Raw genomic sequence first — 13,829 nt, forward strand, 5'->3', positions numbered from 1 at the left:
TGCTGCTATGGAGTCGTTTGAACATACCCAGTTGGGCGAGTATACCTTGCAGGATGAAATAGGTCGCGGCGGGATGGCGCTCGTCTATCACGCGCAGCACCCCGATTATGGCTCGGTAGCCTTTAAAGTGTTACCGCCCTATTTCGCCCACGATACCGACACGCTCCGACGATTCATGCTCGAGGCACGGGCGATCCGTGAGTTGCACCACCCGCATATTGTGCAACTCTACGAAGCCAGTGATATTCCTGACCCAAATAATACCCGCCAACGAATCCATTATATTGCTATGGAATTTATTGGCGGTGGCACACTCAGCGAACGCTTGCATACCCAGCCCCGTCAGCAACTCAATCCAACAATTGAAATGGGCTTGCATATTGGTTCGGCCTTAGATTATGCGCACCGCAAGCAGTTTATCCACCGCGATATCAAGCCCAGCAATATTCTTTATCGCCACGATGGGCATGCAGTCTTGGCCGACTTCGGGATTGCTCGCGTCAGCAATGAGGCTCGCATGACCAAAACTGGCGGTTTTGCAGGCACAGTCGCTTATACAGCACCCGAAATTGCTGAAGGCCAAATTGCTGATGCTCGCTCCGATATTTATGCCTTAGGCTTGATTCTCTATGAAGCTTTGGCGGGCAAAAACCCCTATGCCAACATGCATGCGAATATCGCTGTTGCATTAAGTAAAATTATCAGTACCCCCTTGCCGCCATTACGCGAACTAGCCCCCCATGTCCCACCGCTTACCGCCCAAATTATCGAACGCGCCACGGCCAAAGATCCGGAACGCCGTTTCGAGAATATGTCTGATTTTGTTGAAGCACTCAAACAGGCTAAATTTGGACGATCAGCAACTAAACCCGATGTGCAGTTGAATGCCCATGGCAAGCCCATGATTCCAATTGCAAGGCCCGGGGGGAGTCGAACTGAGCGCAGTTCTGAAGGCGATTCGACCCGTACTCAGGTTTTCAATCCCGTGGTTGGTGCTGTTAGCGCTGTCAATGTGCCTGTTTCACAGCCCAACCAAGGCTTGGCAGGCCCAGCCAGCGGCGCAAACATGGCTTTGCCTGTTGAAGGCAGCCAAATCTATACGCCTCCAGCAGTTAGCGGCCCAAATAGCCATATCAATCAGCCGCTCAGCGGGGTTAATCAACCATTGAGCGGAGCCAATCAGCCTTTACCCATGGCTGGTGGGTCTCAAGTTAATGCGGCATTACCCAATGATGGTACGCAGATCTATACCCCTGAGTCGGTTGGTGCACCAAGTGGAACCAATATGGCACTCACTGGCGAGAGCACGCAAATGTATGCGCCAATGTCAGGGGTCAATCAGCCAATGTCAGGGGTCAACCAGCCCTTAACTGGCCAAAACCCGCTCCGTGGGCCAAGTTCACGTCCCAATCGCACCGTCAATGCTCGGCCCATCGAGGTTGCCCGACCTGGCACCGCTGTCAATCAAAACCTTGGCCCTAACTCACAGCCTAATCTCGGCTTTGACGGCGGCTCAGGCACCTTTGCAGTTAATCGGCCTAATAACAATAAAAAGAAGGCCTTAATTGCTGGGATCGGTGGTGGGATTTTAGGCTTGGTACTGATTGGTGTGTATATGCTCTCTAGCAGCAATGCTGGCAATACCACCGATAATAACGGAACATCAAGCGCCATAGTGACAACCGATGGCGGGGCAACCGCCACAAGCGGAAGTGCAAGTGAAGGAACGCCCATTGGTACTCAGCCAGTTGTGGTGGTTGATCCAGGAGTCGCGACCAGCACCTTGGCCCCAACTCCAGAAAATAGCCCCACGCCTGAGCCAACCGATACGCCTGTCGCCACCGCTACGTCGAATGCAGTTGTCGCAACTACCCGTCCACAATCACCAACCCCACGGCCACGGGCAACCAATGTTGCCCCAACTGCACCACAAGCAACGACTGTACCGCCAACTAACACACCAGCACCGATTGATAGTGATGGTGATGGAGTTGCCGATGACAGTGATCCTTGTCCGAATGTAGCTGGGCCAAATGGCGGTTGTCCCGCACCAACCGATGTTCCACAGCCAACCGCAATCCCTGATTCCGATGGCGATACGATTCCTGATAACGTCGATAATTGTCCAACCGAACCAGGCGATCCATCACGGAACGGTTGTCCAAAACCACCACCAACCAATACACCACGCCCACCAACCTCGCCGCCACTACCACCAACCCCCGTTACAGGGCCATAGGCGTGGCGGAAGTCGATTAGCCCAAACAACAGAGCGCACCTGCCAGTGCGCTCTGTCTATGATCACAAGCTATGTTTAGCATTAGGTGGCCCTCTATGCAAAACTTAAGTAATCTTCAACTTGGGGAGTATCATCTAGCTGAGCAGATCGGCCAAGGCGGCATGGCGGTTGTCTACAAGGCTGAACATCCACAGTTTGGCACAACCGCGTTCAAAGTCTTGCCGTCGATGCTGATCCACGTCGGTGAATTATTAACCCGCTTCCTCAACGAGGCCGATGCCGTGCGGATTTTACATCACCCGCATATTGTCCAATCGTATGAGACCGGGGCTGTACCCCACCCCCAATTAGACGAGGAGGTCTATTTTATTGCGCTCGAATATATCGAAAATGGTTCGTTGTTGGAGCGCATGATCGCTAGCTCGCTCGCCGTCGAAGATGTGATCAAGATGGGCATCGATATTGGCTATGCCTTGGAATATGCCCATAGCAAAGGGATTATTCACCGCGATATCAAGCCCAGCAATATCTTGTTTCGCAACAATGGTCAAGCTGTTTTGGCCGATTTTGGCATCGCCAGCACGGCCCAATATATTCGGCTGACCAAAACGGGCAATGTAACAGGCACAATCGCCTACATGGCCCCAGAAATTATGCAAGAAGTGCCAGCCTCGCCGCGCTCTGACCTCTACTCATTGGCCTTAGTGCTCTATGAAACGTTGACCAACTCACGGCCTTTTGGCACGGATACGGCTTCACCGCAGTTGGTGCAAAAAATCTTGCAAGAGCAAATTCCACCGCTGCAAAACGTTGTGCCCAATATTTCTCCAGCGATTGCCCAAGTTATCGAACAAGCCTTGGCCAAGCATCCGAGCCAACGTCAAACATCAGTCGGCGAATTTGTCAGCCAATTGCAACATGCGCTGCAACGACGCACCCCAAGTCAATTTACCATCCCACTGCCTGAGCCATCCGAAGACCTGTTGGCCGATCAGTTTACCAAGCCCCAACAACGCAAGCCCAAGGCTAAACCGATCGAGGTTAATCGACCAAATGCGGCAGCCTCATCAACGCTTGGCATTCAAGCCAGCAATGATCTCGCCAGCTCGTCGCGGGCAAAATTTACAACAACGCTCCAGTTTGTGTTGATCGCAGTTGTGACCTTCTTTTTAGTCCTAGGTATTTTTTTCATTTTTAAATAATTGACCCTAGGTATTTTTTCTTAATTAATTTTTGACACAATTGCCTTAACCCAAGCCCTTTCAAGCCAAAAATTGCCCATTTTAGCGCTTCATCGTAAAACAGCGATGAAGCGCTTGTAGTTAACCAGCCAGCCCAGTATATTAACAGTGTAACCCGTATGGATACGGTTCAGCGGGAACAGCACCTAAACAAATCAAACCAAACCCCACATTGGTCACCGCTATCAACCAACGGAATGGCCGCTGGAAATAGTCGGTGGTGCGTCGAAACTAACAAATTCATTAATTATTGTTATGAGGAAACGCACAAAGACATGCACGTGGCTCGGGCTGGTGGTGACTGATCACCGACGAACACCCATCTGCTGCTCGGTTATCAATGTGAAGCATTGTTATAGTTCTTGCGTGATGTGACAATAACCGTAATTTTAAGGTCAGCCGCAAGGAACACTAGCAAGCCCAGCCCCTGCGAGGGGTCTCCTCGGCAGGCAGCCGCTTCGCTTAGCCATAACAATTAGGAGTTTGTTTAGCTTTGAAGCTGTCGAACCGTATCCGCGGGTCTTTTGGTTAGAGTGTTTTGTTTGTAAAAAAGGATTGCCACCGTCTCGGAGGGGATGGTGGCAATTGCACTTTAGGGCTTTGGGACGTAGGTAAACACGATATCGGCAAATTCTAGTTGATAATGCTCGTCAATCAGTCGAATGCTCTCTTCAGTCCAGCGCCCCGTCGCATCGCGCCGATCAGTTTGCACATTAAATGGCAGCATAATCAAGCTCCAACGGCGTTGCCGAATGCTCTCGTATAAGCCATGCGCTGGCCAAACACCACTCTCAATCGCTGGCCCCATCGTCGATGGATCATCGAAAATCAAGGGTTTGCCCGCCGCAACTGCCAAACCAGGGTTATCAAGCAACACATCGCCAGGCTTAGATTGAATATAGGGCACAAATCGCGCCAAATCGAGAATACCAAACTCGCCCCCATACCAACTTGGGGTTTGCCGTAAACACCAGCCTTGTAGCAACAAGCCACTGATCGCCACCGCCGTCGCTGCCCGCCCCCAACCTTGCTTAGTCAAACCAAGATTAATCAGCAAACCAGCCGCCAAACCACCAGCCAAACACCACGCTAGCATTGTTTCTAAAAGATGATTATGGTGTGCCCCAACTTCGCCTGCTCCATACAACGAAATTGGAGCCAGCGTGGCATACAAGGCTGCTTGGCGCATGGCATAATGTCGCCAGTGCAAGCCCAGGAGTGCCAAGCCAACCAAAGGCAACGACCAGCCAAGCAATCGTACATATTTCCACATCAGATCAAAGCTCCACCACTCCGAGCGATGCAAGCCCCAAATGTGGCGTGTGGCCCAGCCAGTGGTCACAAGATCCAACGCGAGATACGGCAAGCCTGCCGCTAAAACGGCAATCGTGCCAAATTTCAGGCCTTTGCGCCAATCGTGCAGCAGCAAATTGAGGCCAACCGCAAGCGGAGCCATGGCCAAGGTTTGTTTGGCTAAAAATGCCAAGCCAAAACAAACTGCCGCCCAACCAAACCAACGCCCTTCACGCCAGCTAGCCAAGAGCAAACCCAACGCCGTAAAACTCAAGGCAAATAGATCCGGCTTGAGTCGCAAGGCCCATAATTGAGCTGGCGGAAAGGCCAGCCAACACGCGCCAACCGCTAAACCCAGCAGCCAAATGCGGGTATGGCTGGCCACAAACAGGCTGATAATCAGGCCAATTGCCAACATTGAGAGCAGCGAAATCCAACGGCCTGCCGTAAAAGGCCGCTCAGAATTAAATGGCATAAACGAAAGCAGCATCGGGTGCAAAGGGGTATAGGGAGCCGAAATAAATTCTTCGGCCACAATCGGGCGATACAACGAGCGATCGCGCCGAATCAGTTGGGCTTCGTGTAATAATGTGCCTTCAAGCCCATCGTCAGGGGTTTGCAAGTTCAGCACAGGCCGCCGCGCCAAGCCCCGTTCAAAGGCTGGCCACATCAAGCCAAGCATAATCACCAACAAGAATCCGCCCAAACCAAGCCGCCACCAAGCCTGTTTTTGCCCTTCAGTCTGCTGTTTTTCCATCGTTTTCAATTCTTCCACAAGCTAACAAAAGCCCATGGATGATAGCAGATCCGCTACGTAACGTCTAGCAACTTGTGCGTTCTTGCAAACTTTGTAGCAATTCGTTGCGCACGCTTGGCTCAGTTTCAGTTTGCAGGGCTTGTTGCAACTAACCTGCTACATGCTTGCTGCATTTCTGCTCTATACTGCTCTAGCTGCTTGCTATACTCAAAGTATCTCGTTCTCGTCAACGAATCATTCGGCAAGGAGTCGCGCTCGAAGCGCTCTGCTAGAGGAGTCACATTGTGGAACACCGTTTTCGACCAAAACTACTATTCGTATCTTTGTTGGGATTAGGCTTGTTTGCCTTATTGCCTCAACAACCAAGTCGGGCATCCAGTCCAGTCCAGTCCAGTCCAGTCCAGTCCAGTCCAGTCCAGTCCAATTCAACCCCTATCCAACCCCAATGGCTGAACCAATTCTAGAGCCAATTCAGGGGATGACGGCCATTCCGGTCAGTACCGATGCGATCTTGCCAGAAGATCTGGATCAACTTTATAGTATTGTTGGCGAATATAGTGGGCAAACCTATAGCTTTCTTCATTCGCTTGATGCCCAATTGAATGTCCGCACTGATTGGTTTGATAGCAATCAGCAGCCCATTTCGTACACAACCTTCTTAGAACAAGAACGTGCTGCCTATTGGGCCAGTTATGGTAATTTTGATCAAGAACTGGTTGCTGAACTGGCGTTGAAGCAAGCCAACGATTATATGCCTGTGATGCTTTGGCTCAGTGATGAAACCGCCAATAAACAATCGGTCATCACCACCCTCAATAGTCTGACCAGTCAACCCTATCAATTTACCCAAGGGCAGGTTGCCCCAACCTTGTACTCTGCGTTGCGTAAAGCCGATCTCCAGGCATTGCAATGGGAACCAAGCATCGATCGTATCTATCCCTCGCGCTCATTTGATCCACAGCCCGAGCCGTTGGAAAGTAATGCGATCCAATCGCCACTGATTCATAGCGCCCTGCAAACGGAATACATTCCAGCATTCTGGCAAGATGAGAACTATGGAGGAGGGCAGAAACTAGCAGTGATCGAACCAGGCAAAGTCCGCCCCTTATATGTTGATGTGGTTGCCAGCCAAGCCTCATGTACGAATTATCCTTTTGACCCGCATGCGACAGCCGTTGCCAATGTGATGGCCAGCAGTGGTGTGCTCCTTGGGGTTGCTTCATCTGCCAAGATTATATCTAGCTGTATTAGTGGTGATGGGCAATTAGAGGAGGCCTTGCATTGGGCCGATATACAAGGCGCAGATGTTACCAATATCAGCCTTGCCTTGGAAGGATCTTCCCAATTAGGCGGCCCAGATCGGGTTGTTGATTACTTTATCCGCAGCCGTCATCGATTAGCTGTGGTTGCATCAGGAAATGAAGGAGGATTCGTCGCCACACCTGCCAAAGCATGGAATGCCTTATCAGTTGGCGGCTTTGAGGATATGAACACCATCAAATGGTCTGGTGATGAAATGCTTGATGTTTATTCCACTGATATGACAGACCATTTTGTTTCCGCATGGCAGAATCCATCGAATCAAGCAGGAGCCTGGGAAAAACCTGAGGTAACAGCGGTAGGCCTCTTAGAAATGTATGGGTATGGGGCGAATAATACTGAGATCAAATCGTGGGTAGGCACAAGTGTCGCTGCTCCACAAGTAGTTGGATTAGTTGGGCTACTTTTGAATGTTGATCCTACCTTAGTTAGCTGGCCCGAGGCCATGAAGGCGATCATTATGGCTTCATCAGTCCATAATATTGTTGGCCCTCTCTCAATTACGCCCAATGCAGGCGACTTGCGTGATGGGGCTGGGGCGATTGTGGGAACTTTAGCTCGCGATATTGCCAGCAGCCGTAGTTTGAGCAATTGGACAAGTTGCACCTTTTCATGTTGGGGGGTAATCGAACTCACTGATGAGCAATTTCCAGTCGGCGCATCGATTGGCGGTAAAATCTGGGCCGCCGCAGGCGAACGGGTGCGGGTGGTAGTCGCTTGGCCTGCCCGCGCGACGGCATACTATCATTTTGGCATGGAAACGAATTTAAATTTATCGATCCTAAGTCCAAGTAACCAACTGGTAACAAGTTCAAATCGCGTCAATAGTAGCGTTGAGATGGTCGATTTCATTGCACCCGTCAGTGGCAGTTATTCGATTAACGTGGTCAATGCGGCAAGCCCAGAAACCGAGCATCGGATCGGGCTTGCCGCCCTTGTTTATAATCAAAGCTTGTTACTCGAAATTGACAACAACCTTTTTATCCCCATCGCCCAAGCTAATTAATAATGGAGCAATGGATCATGCGAACGATATTCACGCTACTACTATTCATTTTGTTAGCGGGATGTAGCAGCCAACAGCCAGCCCAAACCTTGCCATTTACGCGGCTTGCAGATCTCGATGATAAGCATGCAGGATTTGATGATTATCCCTACGCTGAAGCAGTCTTAAATCTCCGCATGACCCAAACTGCTGGCCAGCAAACAATCTTACTTGAAGAACTTCCGAAGCAGCAAGATCCCTTTGTTGATCGGCAAGCAATCCAAGCTATTGATACAAAAACAACGCTTATCCTTACGGTTTTTACTTTACGGTATATTAAACGTGGGCATTGGGTCACGATCAATGAAGTCCAGCGCGACCAACAAACCCTCACAATCAAGGTTGAGTATCATACCCCTGAACCAGGTCAATACCTTACTGGGGGGGCAACAGTCATGTCAATTAGTAGTATTGCGATTGATCGGGCGCTGCTACCGCCAACTGATAGCTTAATGACGATTCGGGTTGTTGATCAACACCAAACCGAGTGGATTCGACAGGTCTATGAGTTAAAGCCAATCATTGAGTAGGGGCTTAATCTCAGCTTTTGCTCCACCTTAATCATAGCTGGTTAAGGTGGAGCAAAAGTTCTAGCGCTCTTGCAAACTTTGCAGCAATTCATTGTGCACGCTTGGCTCGGTCTCAGTTTGCAGGGCTTGTTGTAATAAACTCGTGGCTGAATCATCGAAATTACGGCCAACCGCCCACGCGGCATGCTCACGCACAAGGCTGCTGGCATCGTCCAACAAGGGCGCTAGCAAGGGCAAAATCTTGGGGTCGCGCCAGTTGCCCGCCGCCACACAGGCGTTGCGCACCAAGCGATCACGCTTGAGCCGACTAATCGCGGCCTCGCCATAGCGCTCGCCAAAACTGGCCGCATCCAAGGTCAACAAGCTGACCAAGGGCGGAGCCGCTCGATCATGATCAATTGGAAAGAAGGCGCTTTCTTGGCTTTGCACACCAAAACGCTGCCACGGGCACACATCCTGACAGACATCACAGCCGACAATCCAATTGGCCATTTGCGGGCGCAGCTCACGCGGAATTGAGCCTTTGTATTCAATCGTCAGGTAGGAGATGCAGCGCCGAGCATCGAGCACATGCGGTTTGGGGAAGGCTTGAGTTGGGCAGGCTTGCAAACAGCGGCTACACGAGCCACACATCGTCGCCGGGGCAGGCTGATCATAAGCCTCAAATTCGTAGGTCGTCAGAATTTCGCCCAAGAAGAAAAACGAGCCACGCTGTGGGCTAATCAGCATGGTGTTTTTGCCGATAAAGCCTAAGCCAGCCTGCTGGGCATGCGAACGCTCTAAAATCGCTCCAGTATCGACATAGACCCGCTGTTGAACTGGCTCGGCAATTTGGGCTTGTAGCCAATTCGCCAGTTCTTGCAAGCGTGGAGTCATTAGATCATGGTAATCGATACCCCAGGCATAGGCTGCAATTCGCCCACGGCTGGGATCGTTCAGCAAACTAGCGGGGATCGGCTGAGTGCGATAATCCAGCGCCACGATAATCAACGAACGCACATTCGGCACGATCACATTCAAATCTTGACGACGCGCTTGGCGATCAGGCCGTGCCAAATAGCCCATCTCGCCATACATTCCGGCCTCAACCCATGCTTGGTAGGCATCTAAGGTGGGCGATGGCGTAGCAGGCGTAATGCCGACCAGATTAAAGCCTAATTGAGCCGCCTGTGCTCGAACTGCCGCAGCAAGATTGTTCGTCATAACTCACTTAAATCATCGGCGCTAGGAGTTTGTTCGCGTAAACGCCGCACCTCTTGGCGCAACAAATCAATTGAGGCTAAAGTACCATCACTCGCCTGAAAAAACCAATGTTCCCAGCCATTACAACTCGGTTGGCCGGTCAAAATTGTGCCAAGCTTGTGAATTGAGCCGCGCGTACCATCGGCCATGCGCAGCGAAGCATCGGCCAACAGCGTGGCAACCAAGTTTGGATCACGGTTGAACCACAATTGCTGGCCCGCATGCAACAAGCCATGTTCCAACAAATTACCAAACGGAATCCGTGGAATCCGCCGTTTGTTGCTCGGTAAGGCTTGTAAAGCATCGGTACTGCTAGGCGGCTCAATCGCGGCAATCCGGCCTCGCGCAGCCTCAACATAGCTGGGATCACGCTCGATCCCAATGTAGTGACGCGCCAAACGTTTGGCCACCGCGCCAGTTGTGCCAGTACCAAAAAATGGATCAAGCACCACATCGCCGACATTCGAGCTTGCCAACAGCACTCGATAAAGCAAGGCTTCAGGTTTTTGGGTGCTATGTACTTTGTTGCCGTTGATTCGCAGGCGCTCGTTGCCAGTACACAGCGGAAATTCCCAATCGCTGCGCATTTGTTTATCGTCGTTCAAATGGCGCAGCGCATGATAATTAAAGGTATATTTCTGGCCCGGCAATTTAGCACACCAAATTAATGTCTCATGAGCATTAGTTAAGCGTACACCACGAAAATTTGGCATTGGATTACGCTTAATCCAAACAATATCGTTTAAAATCCAAAAACCAAGGTCTTGCAAAATTGTACCAACCCGATAGATATTGTGATAACTACCAATTACCCACATTGTGCCATTATCTTTTAAGACGCGCTGACATGCTTGCAACCAAGTGCGAGTAAACGCATCGTAGGCAGCAAAATCCCGAAACGAATCCCAATCATCATCAACTGCATCAACATGGGTCATGTTGGGTCGCAATAAATCGCCACGCAATTGCAAGTTATAGGGCGGGTCAGCGAAAATGAGGTCAACGCTGGCTGGTGGCAGTAATGGAAGAACATCACGACAATCACCTAAAAGGATTTGATCGTGGTTCAAGGCTAAATCGGCCATAAGCAGTCCCCATGCGTGATAGTAAGATTGTATCCTACCAAAGAATCAATGCATGTGGAATATGCTAAATCGTTAGCATGGGCCTAATTCAGGTGTGAACAACGATTGTACCTAGTTAGTCGGCAACTTTGCGTTGAAACAAGCCAGCTAAAGCATTTTTGCGCGGCGCAAGCACTAATACCAGCAAAAAGATCGCTGTATGAGCCAAAACAATCGATGAGCCAGTTGGTACGCCGTCGATATAGGCCGAAACGTAAATCCCAATCGTTGCCGCAATTAGGCCTTGCACCGAACCCCAAACGATCATCGACCAAAAGCGTCGCACCACCAACGAAGCAGTTGCCGCAGGCGTAACCAACATCGCCACCACCAGCACAATCCCAATGCTTTGAATCGCCACCACCACCGTGATCGCCATAATGCTGAGCAGCAAATAGTGCAAAAATCCTACTGGCAAGCCTTGGGCCGCCGCAGCCGTTTGATCAAAGGTCATTAGCACTAATTCTTTGTAGAGCGCGGCAATCACCACCAGGATTAATCCGCCAACTCCAACAATCGTCCAGAGATCGCTCTGGCGCACCGCCAGAATATCGCCAAGCAGCAAGCCAAATAGCTCTTTGTTGTAGCCACGATCACGCGAGAGCAGGAAAATGCCCAAGGCAAACATGCCAGCAAACAATACTCCGATGGCGGTATCAAGGCTGACTTTGGAGCGACGAGTAATCCAACCAACACCTAAAGCGGTAGCCACCCCAAAAATCGCCCCGCCCAGCGCAATGTTCCAGCCGAGCATCGAGGCAATTACCACCCCAGGAAATGAGGCATGAGCCAAGGCATCACCAATAAACGATAAATCTTGGAGTACCACAAATGCGCCGACCACCGAACACAGAATTCCAATCAGGATGGCGGCAAGCAGGGCGCGTTGAGTCGGCGCAAATTGTAAGGGAACCACGAGACAGTTCCAAAAATCGGTACATTTCATGGATTGGGAACCTTTTATAGCTGGCAGGGGCCAGGGGTCAGGGGCTAGGGATCAGGTTTACTCTAATTTACATTATTAGCAGTATTACTATCAGTCAAAGCCTGTTTTTCGGTGCAATTGCCATGGTTGCAATCGAGAATGATGCGCTCAGCGCTTGGCACTAAAACCAACGAACGACCAAAGGTGGCTTCAACCACTTCGCGAGTCATAACGGCGGTCGGCGGGCCATAGGCAATCAGGCGTTGGTTCAAGCAAAGCAACGCATCAAAATGATGTTCAAGATGTTGCAAATGGTGGGTCGTGACTAAAAGCGTGCGGCCTGCACTGCTCAGATCGCGCAGCAGATGCAAAATGACCTCTTGAGTTGGTACATCAACGCCGCTGATTGGCTCATCAAGCAGCAAAACATCGGGTTCTTGGGCCAATGCTCGCGCTAAAAAGACCCGCTGTTGCTGACCACCAGAAAGATCAGCGATTGAGCGTTCGGCAAAATCTTGCATATTGACTTGTTCGAGCGCAGCATCGGCGAGGGCATAATCGGCTTTTTTCGGGCGACGCAGCCAACCAAGCTGGCCATAACGCCCCATCAGCACAACATCGCGTACACTGGCCGGAAAGCGCCAATTGACCGCGCTAATTTGCGGGACATAGGCCACTTTGCGCGAACGCTTGGCCAAGGCTTGACCAGCCACCAAAATTTGGCCTGTTGAAGGAATTAGGCCTAAAATTGCTTTGATCAATGAGGTTTTGCCAGCCCCGTTGGGGCCGATAATCCCAATTAATTGGCTAGATTGGGCCTGAAACGAAACATCGCTAAGCACTGTGCGTTGATCATACCGAATAGTAAGTTGACGAACTTCAAGCGCTGGAGCCAGACTGGTGGTCGATTGAAGCCGAATATGCGCTTGGGAAGCAACCGCTGCCATAGAAAAATCCTTCGTTAACGCAAGAAGCTATAGGTAACAGCCGCTGCTGTTCCTATAGCTACTGCCGTACATCACGTGTGCGTTATTTGAGCGCAGCAACAATAGTATTCATATTGTACCGCATCATGTCGATATAGGAAGTTGCAGTATCGCTGCCTAAAGTGTCGGTATACAACACCGCAATTGTCTCAATCCCAGCTTCATCAGCCAGTAATTGGGCAGTTTTTTGGTTGAACTGCGATTCAGAGAAAATTGCCGGCACACCACTGGCCTTGACGCTCTCGACTAAGGCTGCTAAATCGCCAGCCGAAAGCTCAGCTTCGGGGTTTTCCAACAATACCCCAGCAACCTCAAAGCCATAGTGATGGGCAAAATAAGGAAAAGCATCGTGGTTGGTCACCAGTTTACGCCGTTCAGCCGGAATTTGGGCTGCCAAGCCTTGTAATTCTTGGTCGAGCGCTTGCAGTTGTCCGAGATAAGCCTCGGCATTAGCTGTATACACATCTTTGCCACTAGGATCGATCGCGCTGAGTTGGTCGCGAATTGTCAAGGTATACGACATGACATAGGTTGGGTCGAGCCAAAAGTGCGGGTTGCCCTCTTCGTGAGCGTGCTCATCAGCATGTTCTTCATCAGCGTGTTCTTCGTCGGCGTGTTCTTCCTCAATCACTTCAAAGCCAGCCGATAATTCAACTCGTGGCTGCTCGCTGCCCCCAGCATTTTCAAACAAGGGTTCGAGCCATTCCTCAAGCGCATGACCATTGAAGAACACAATATTGGCATCGGCGATTTTTTGGCTATCGCCAGGCGTAGCTTGATAATCTTCAGGGCCAGCACCCAAGGGAATAATATTATCAACAATCACCCGTTCGCCACCAACTTGCTTGATCACATCGGCCAAAATGCTCATGGTTGTGACGACGCGAATTTGGCTGACTGGCGCGGTGCTAATTGTCGTTGCCGTTGGCATAATTTGATCAGCGGTGGTGGTTTGTTGTTGGCTTTGGCTAACTTGGCTTGGCTGAACTGTGGCAGTGCTTTGGCCACAACCAACCATCAACACCAGCAACAACACTAAACTATATCGACGCATTGAATTGAAATCCTTAGCTAATTGATATTAATCTCAGTATAAAAGAGATAATATCTCAATAAATGGTTTTTTG

At 50.5% G+C, this 13,829-nt stretch carries 10 protein-coding genes; 4 read left to right on the forward strand and 6 right to left on the reverse strand.

All coding sequences use genetic code 11. The annotated features are described in order from the left end of the window. Positions 1-7 precede the first annotated feature (7 nt). Together ABEB26_RS21290 and ABEB26_RS21295 are read left to right on the forward strand one after the other, a co-directional pair. Positions 8-2,239, forward strand: coding sequence for a protein kinase domain-containing protein (locus tag ABEB26_RS21290; RefSeq protein ID WP_345724091.1), 2,232 nt, complete (start codon positions 8-10; stop codon positions 2,237-2,239). A gap of 95 nt (positions 2,240-2,334) precedes the next feature. Then, a complete protein-coding gene (locus ABEB26_RS21295) occupies positions 2,335-3,441 on the forward strand; it encodes a serine/threonine-protein kinase (protein ID WP_345724092.1) in 1,107 nt (368 codons plus the stop codon). Between the two features lie 631 nt (positions 3,442-4,072). Here ABEB26_RS21295 and ABEB26_RS21300 read toward each other — a convergent pair. Beyond that, positions 4,073-5,530 (reverse strand): glycosyltransferase family 87 protein, encoded by a 1,458-nt coding sequence (locus ABEB26_RS21300; RefSeq protein ID WP_345724093.1) that lies wholly within the window; start codon positions 5,528-5,530, stop codon positions 4,073-4,075. Positions 5,531-5,975: 445 nt separating this feature from the next. On the opposite strand from ABEB26_RS21300, the gene ABEB26_RS21305 reads away from it, so the two are divergent. Both ABEB26_RS21305 and ABEB26_RS21310 read left to right on the forward strand, forming a co-directional pair. Beyond that, positions 5,976-7,856 (forward strand): S8 family serine peptidase, encoded by a 1,881-nt coding sequence (locus tag ABEB26_RS21305; protein ID WP_345724095.1) that lies wholly within the window; start codon positions 5,976-5,978, stop codon positions 7,854-7,856. Positions 7,857-7,873: 17 nt separating this feature from the next. After that, positions 7,874-8,425: a hypothetical protein gene (locus ABEB26_RS21310; protein ID WP_345724096.1), complete on the forward strand. Its 552-nt coding sequence runs from the start codon at positions 7,874-7,876 to the stop codon at positions 8,423-8,425. A gap of 60 nt (positions 8,426-8,485) precedes the next feature. Here the strand turns inward: ABEB26_RS21310 and queG are convergent, their stop codons facing one another. From queG to ABEB26_RS21335, 5 genes are all read right to left on the reverse strand, one after another. After that, a complete protein-coding gene (queG, locus tag ABEB26_RS21315; protein WP_345724097.1) occupies positions 8,486-9,628 on the reverse strand; it encodes a tRNA epoxyqueuosine(34) reductase QueG in 1,143 nt (380 codons plus the stop codon). Beyond that, complete coding sequence (locus ABEB26_RS21320) at positions 9,625-10,752, reverse strand: site-specific DNA-methyltransferase (RefSeq protein ID WP_345724098.1); 1,128 nt, start codon at positions 10,750-10,752, stop codon at positions 9,625-9,627. Before ABEB26_RS21320 ends, queG begins: the two co-directional genes overlap by 4 nt. 115 nt (positions 10,753-10,867) lie before the next feature. Next, positions 10,868-11,737, reverse strand: a complete 870-nt coding sequence (locus tag ABEB26_RS21325) for a metal ABC transporter permease (protein ID WP_345724099.1) — start codon at positions 11,735-11,737, stop codon at positions 10,868-10,870. 62 nt (positions 11,738-11,799) lie between these two features. Further along, positions 11,800-12,663: a metal ABC transporter ATP-binding protein gene (locus tag ABEB26_RS21330; protein WP_345724100.1), complete on the reverse strand. Its 864-nt coding sequence runs from the start codon at positions 12,661-12,663 to the stop codon at positions 11,800-11,802. Between the two features lie 82 nt (positions 12,664-12,745). Beyond that, positions 12,746-13,756: a metal ABC transporter substrate-binding protein gene (locus ABEB26_RS21335; protein ID WP_345724101.1), complete on the reverse strand. Its 1,011-nt coding sequence runs from the start codon at positions 13,754-13,756 to the stop codon at positions 12,746-12,748. Positions 13,757-13,829 lie beyond the last annotated feature (73 nt).

The sequence above is a fragment of the Herpetosiphon gulosus genome (assembly GCF_039545135.1).
Lineage (GTDB): Bacteria > Chloroflexota > Chloroflexia > Chloroflexales > Herpetosiphonaceae > Herpetosiphon > Herpetosiphon gulosus.

What these genes read in the sequence shown, in the direction of transcription:
- ABEB26_RS21290 (WP_345724091.1), top strand. Translation starts at nt 8, where the DNA reads ATGGAGTCGTTTGAACATACCCAGTTGGGCGAGTATACCTTGCAGGAT.
- ABEB26_RS21295 (WP_345724092.1), top strand. Translation starts at nt 2,335, where the DNA reads ATGCAAAACTTAAGTAATCTTCAACTTGGGGAGTATCATCTAGCTGAG.
- ABEB26_RS21300 (WP_345724093.1), bottom strand. Translation starts at nt 5,530, where the DNA reads ATGGAAAAACAGCAGACTGAAGGGCAAAAACAGGCTTGGTGGCGGCTT.
- ABEB26_RS21305 (WP_345724095.1), top strand. Translation starts at nt 5,976, where the DNA reads ATGGCTGAACCAATTCTAGAGCCAATTCAGGGGATGACGGCCATTCCG.
- ABEB26_RS21310 (WP_345724096.1), top strand. Translation starts at nt 7,874, where the DNA reads ATGCGAACGATATTCACGCTACTACTATTCATTTTGTTAGCGGGATGT.
- queG (WP_345724097.1), bottom strand. Translation starts at nt 9,628, where the DNA reads ATGACGAACAATCTTGCTGCGGCAGTTCGAGCACAGGCGGCTCAATTA.
- ABEB26_RS21320 (WP_345724098.1), bottom strand. Translation starts at nt 10,752, where the DNA reads ATGGCCGATTTAGCCTTGAACCACGATCAAATCCTTTTAGGTGATTGT.
- ABEB26_RS21325 (WP_345724099.1), bottom strand. Translation starts at nt 11,737, where the DNA reads ATGAAATGTACCGATTTTTGGAACTGTCTCGTGGTTCCCTTACAATTT.
- ABEB26_RS21330 (WP_345724100.1), bottom strand. Translation starts at nt 12,663, where the DNA reads ATGGCAGCGGTTGCTTCCCAAGCGCATATTCGGCTTCAATCGACCACC.
- ABEB26_RS21335 (WP_345724101.1), bottom strand. Translation starts at nt 13,756, where the DNA reads ATGCGTCGATATAGTTTAGTGTTGTTGCTGGTGTTGATGGTTGGTTGT.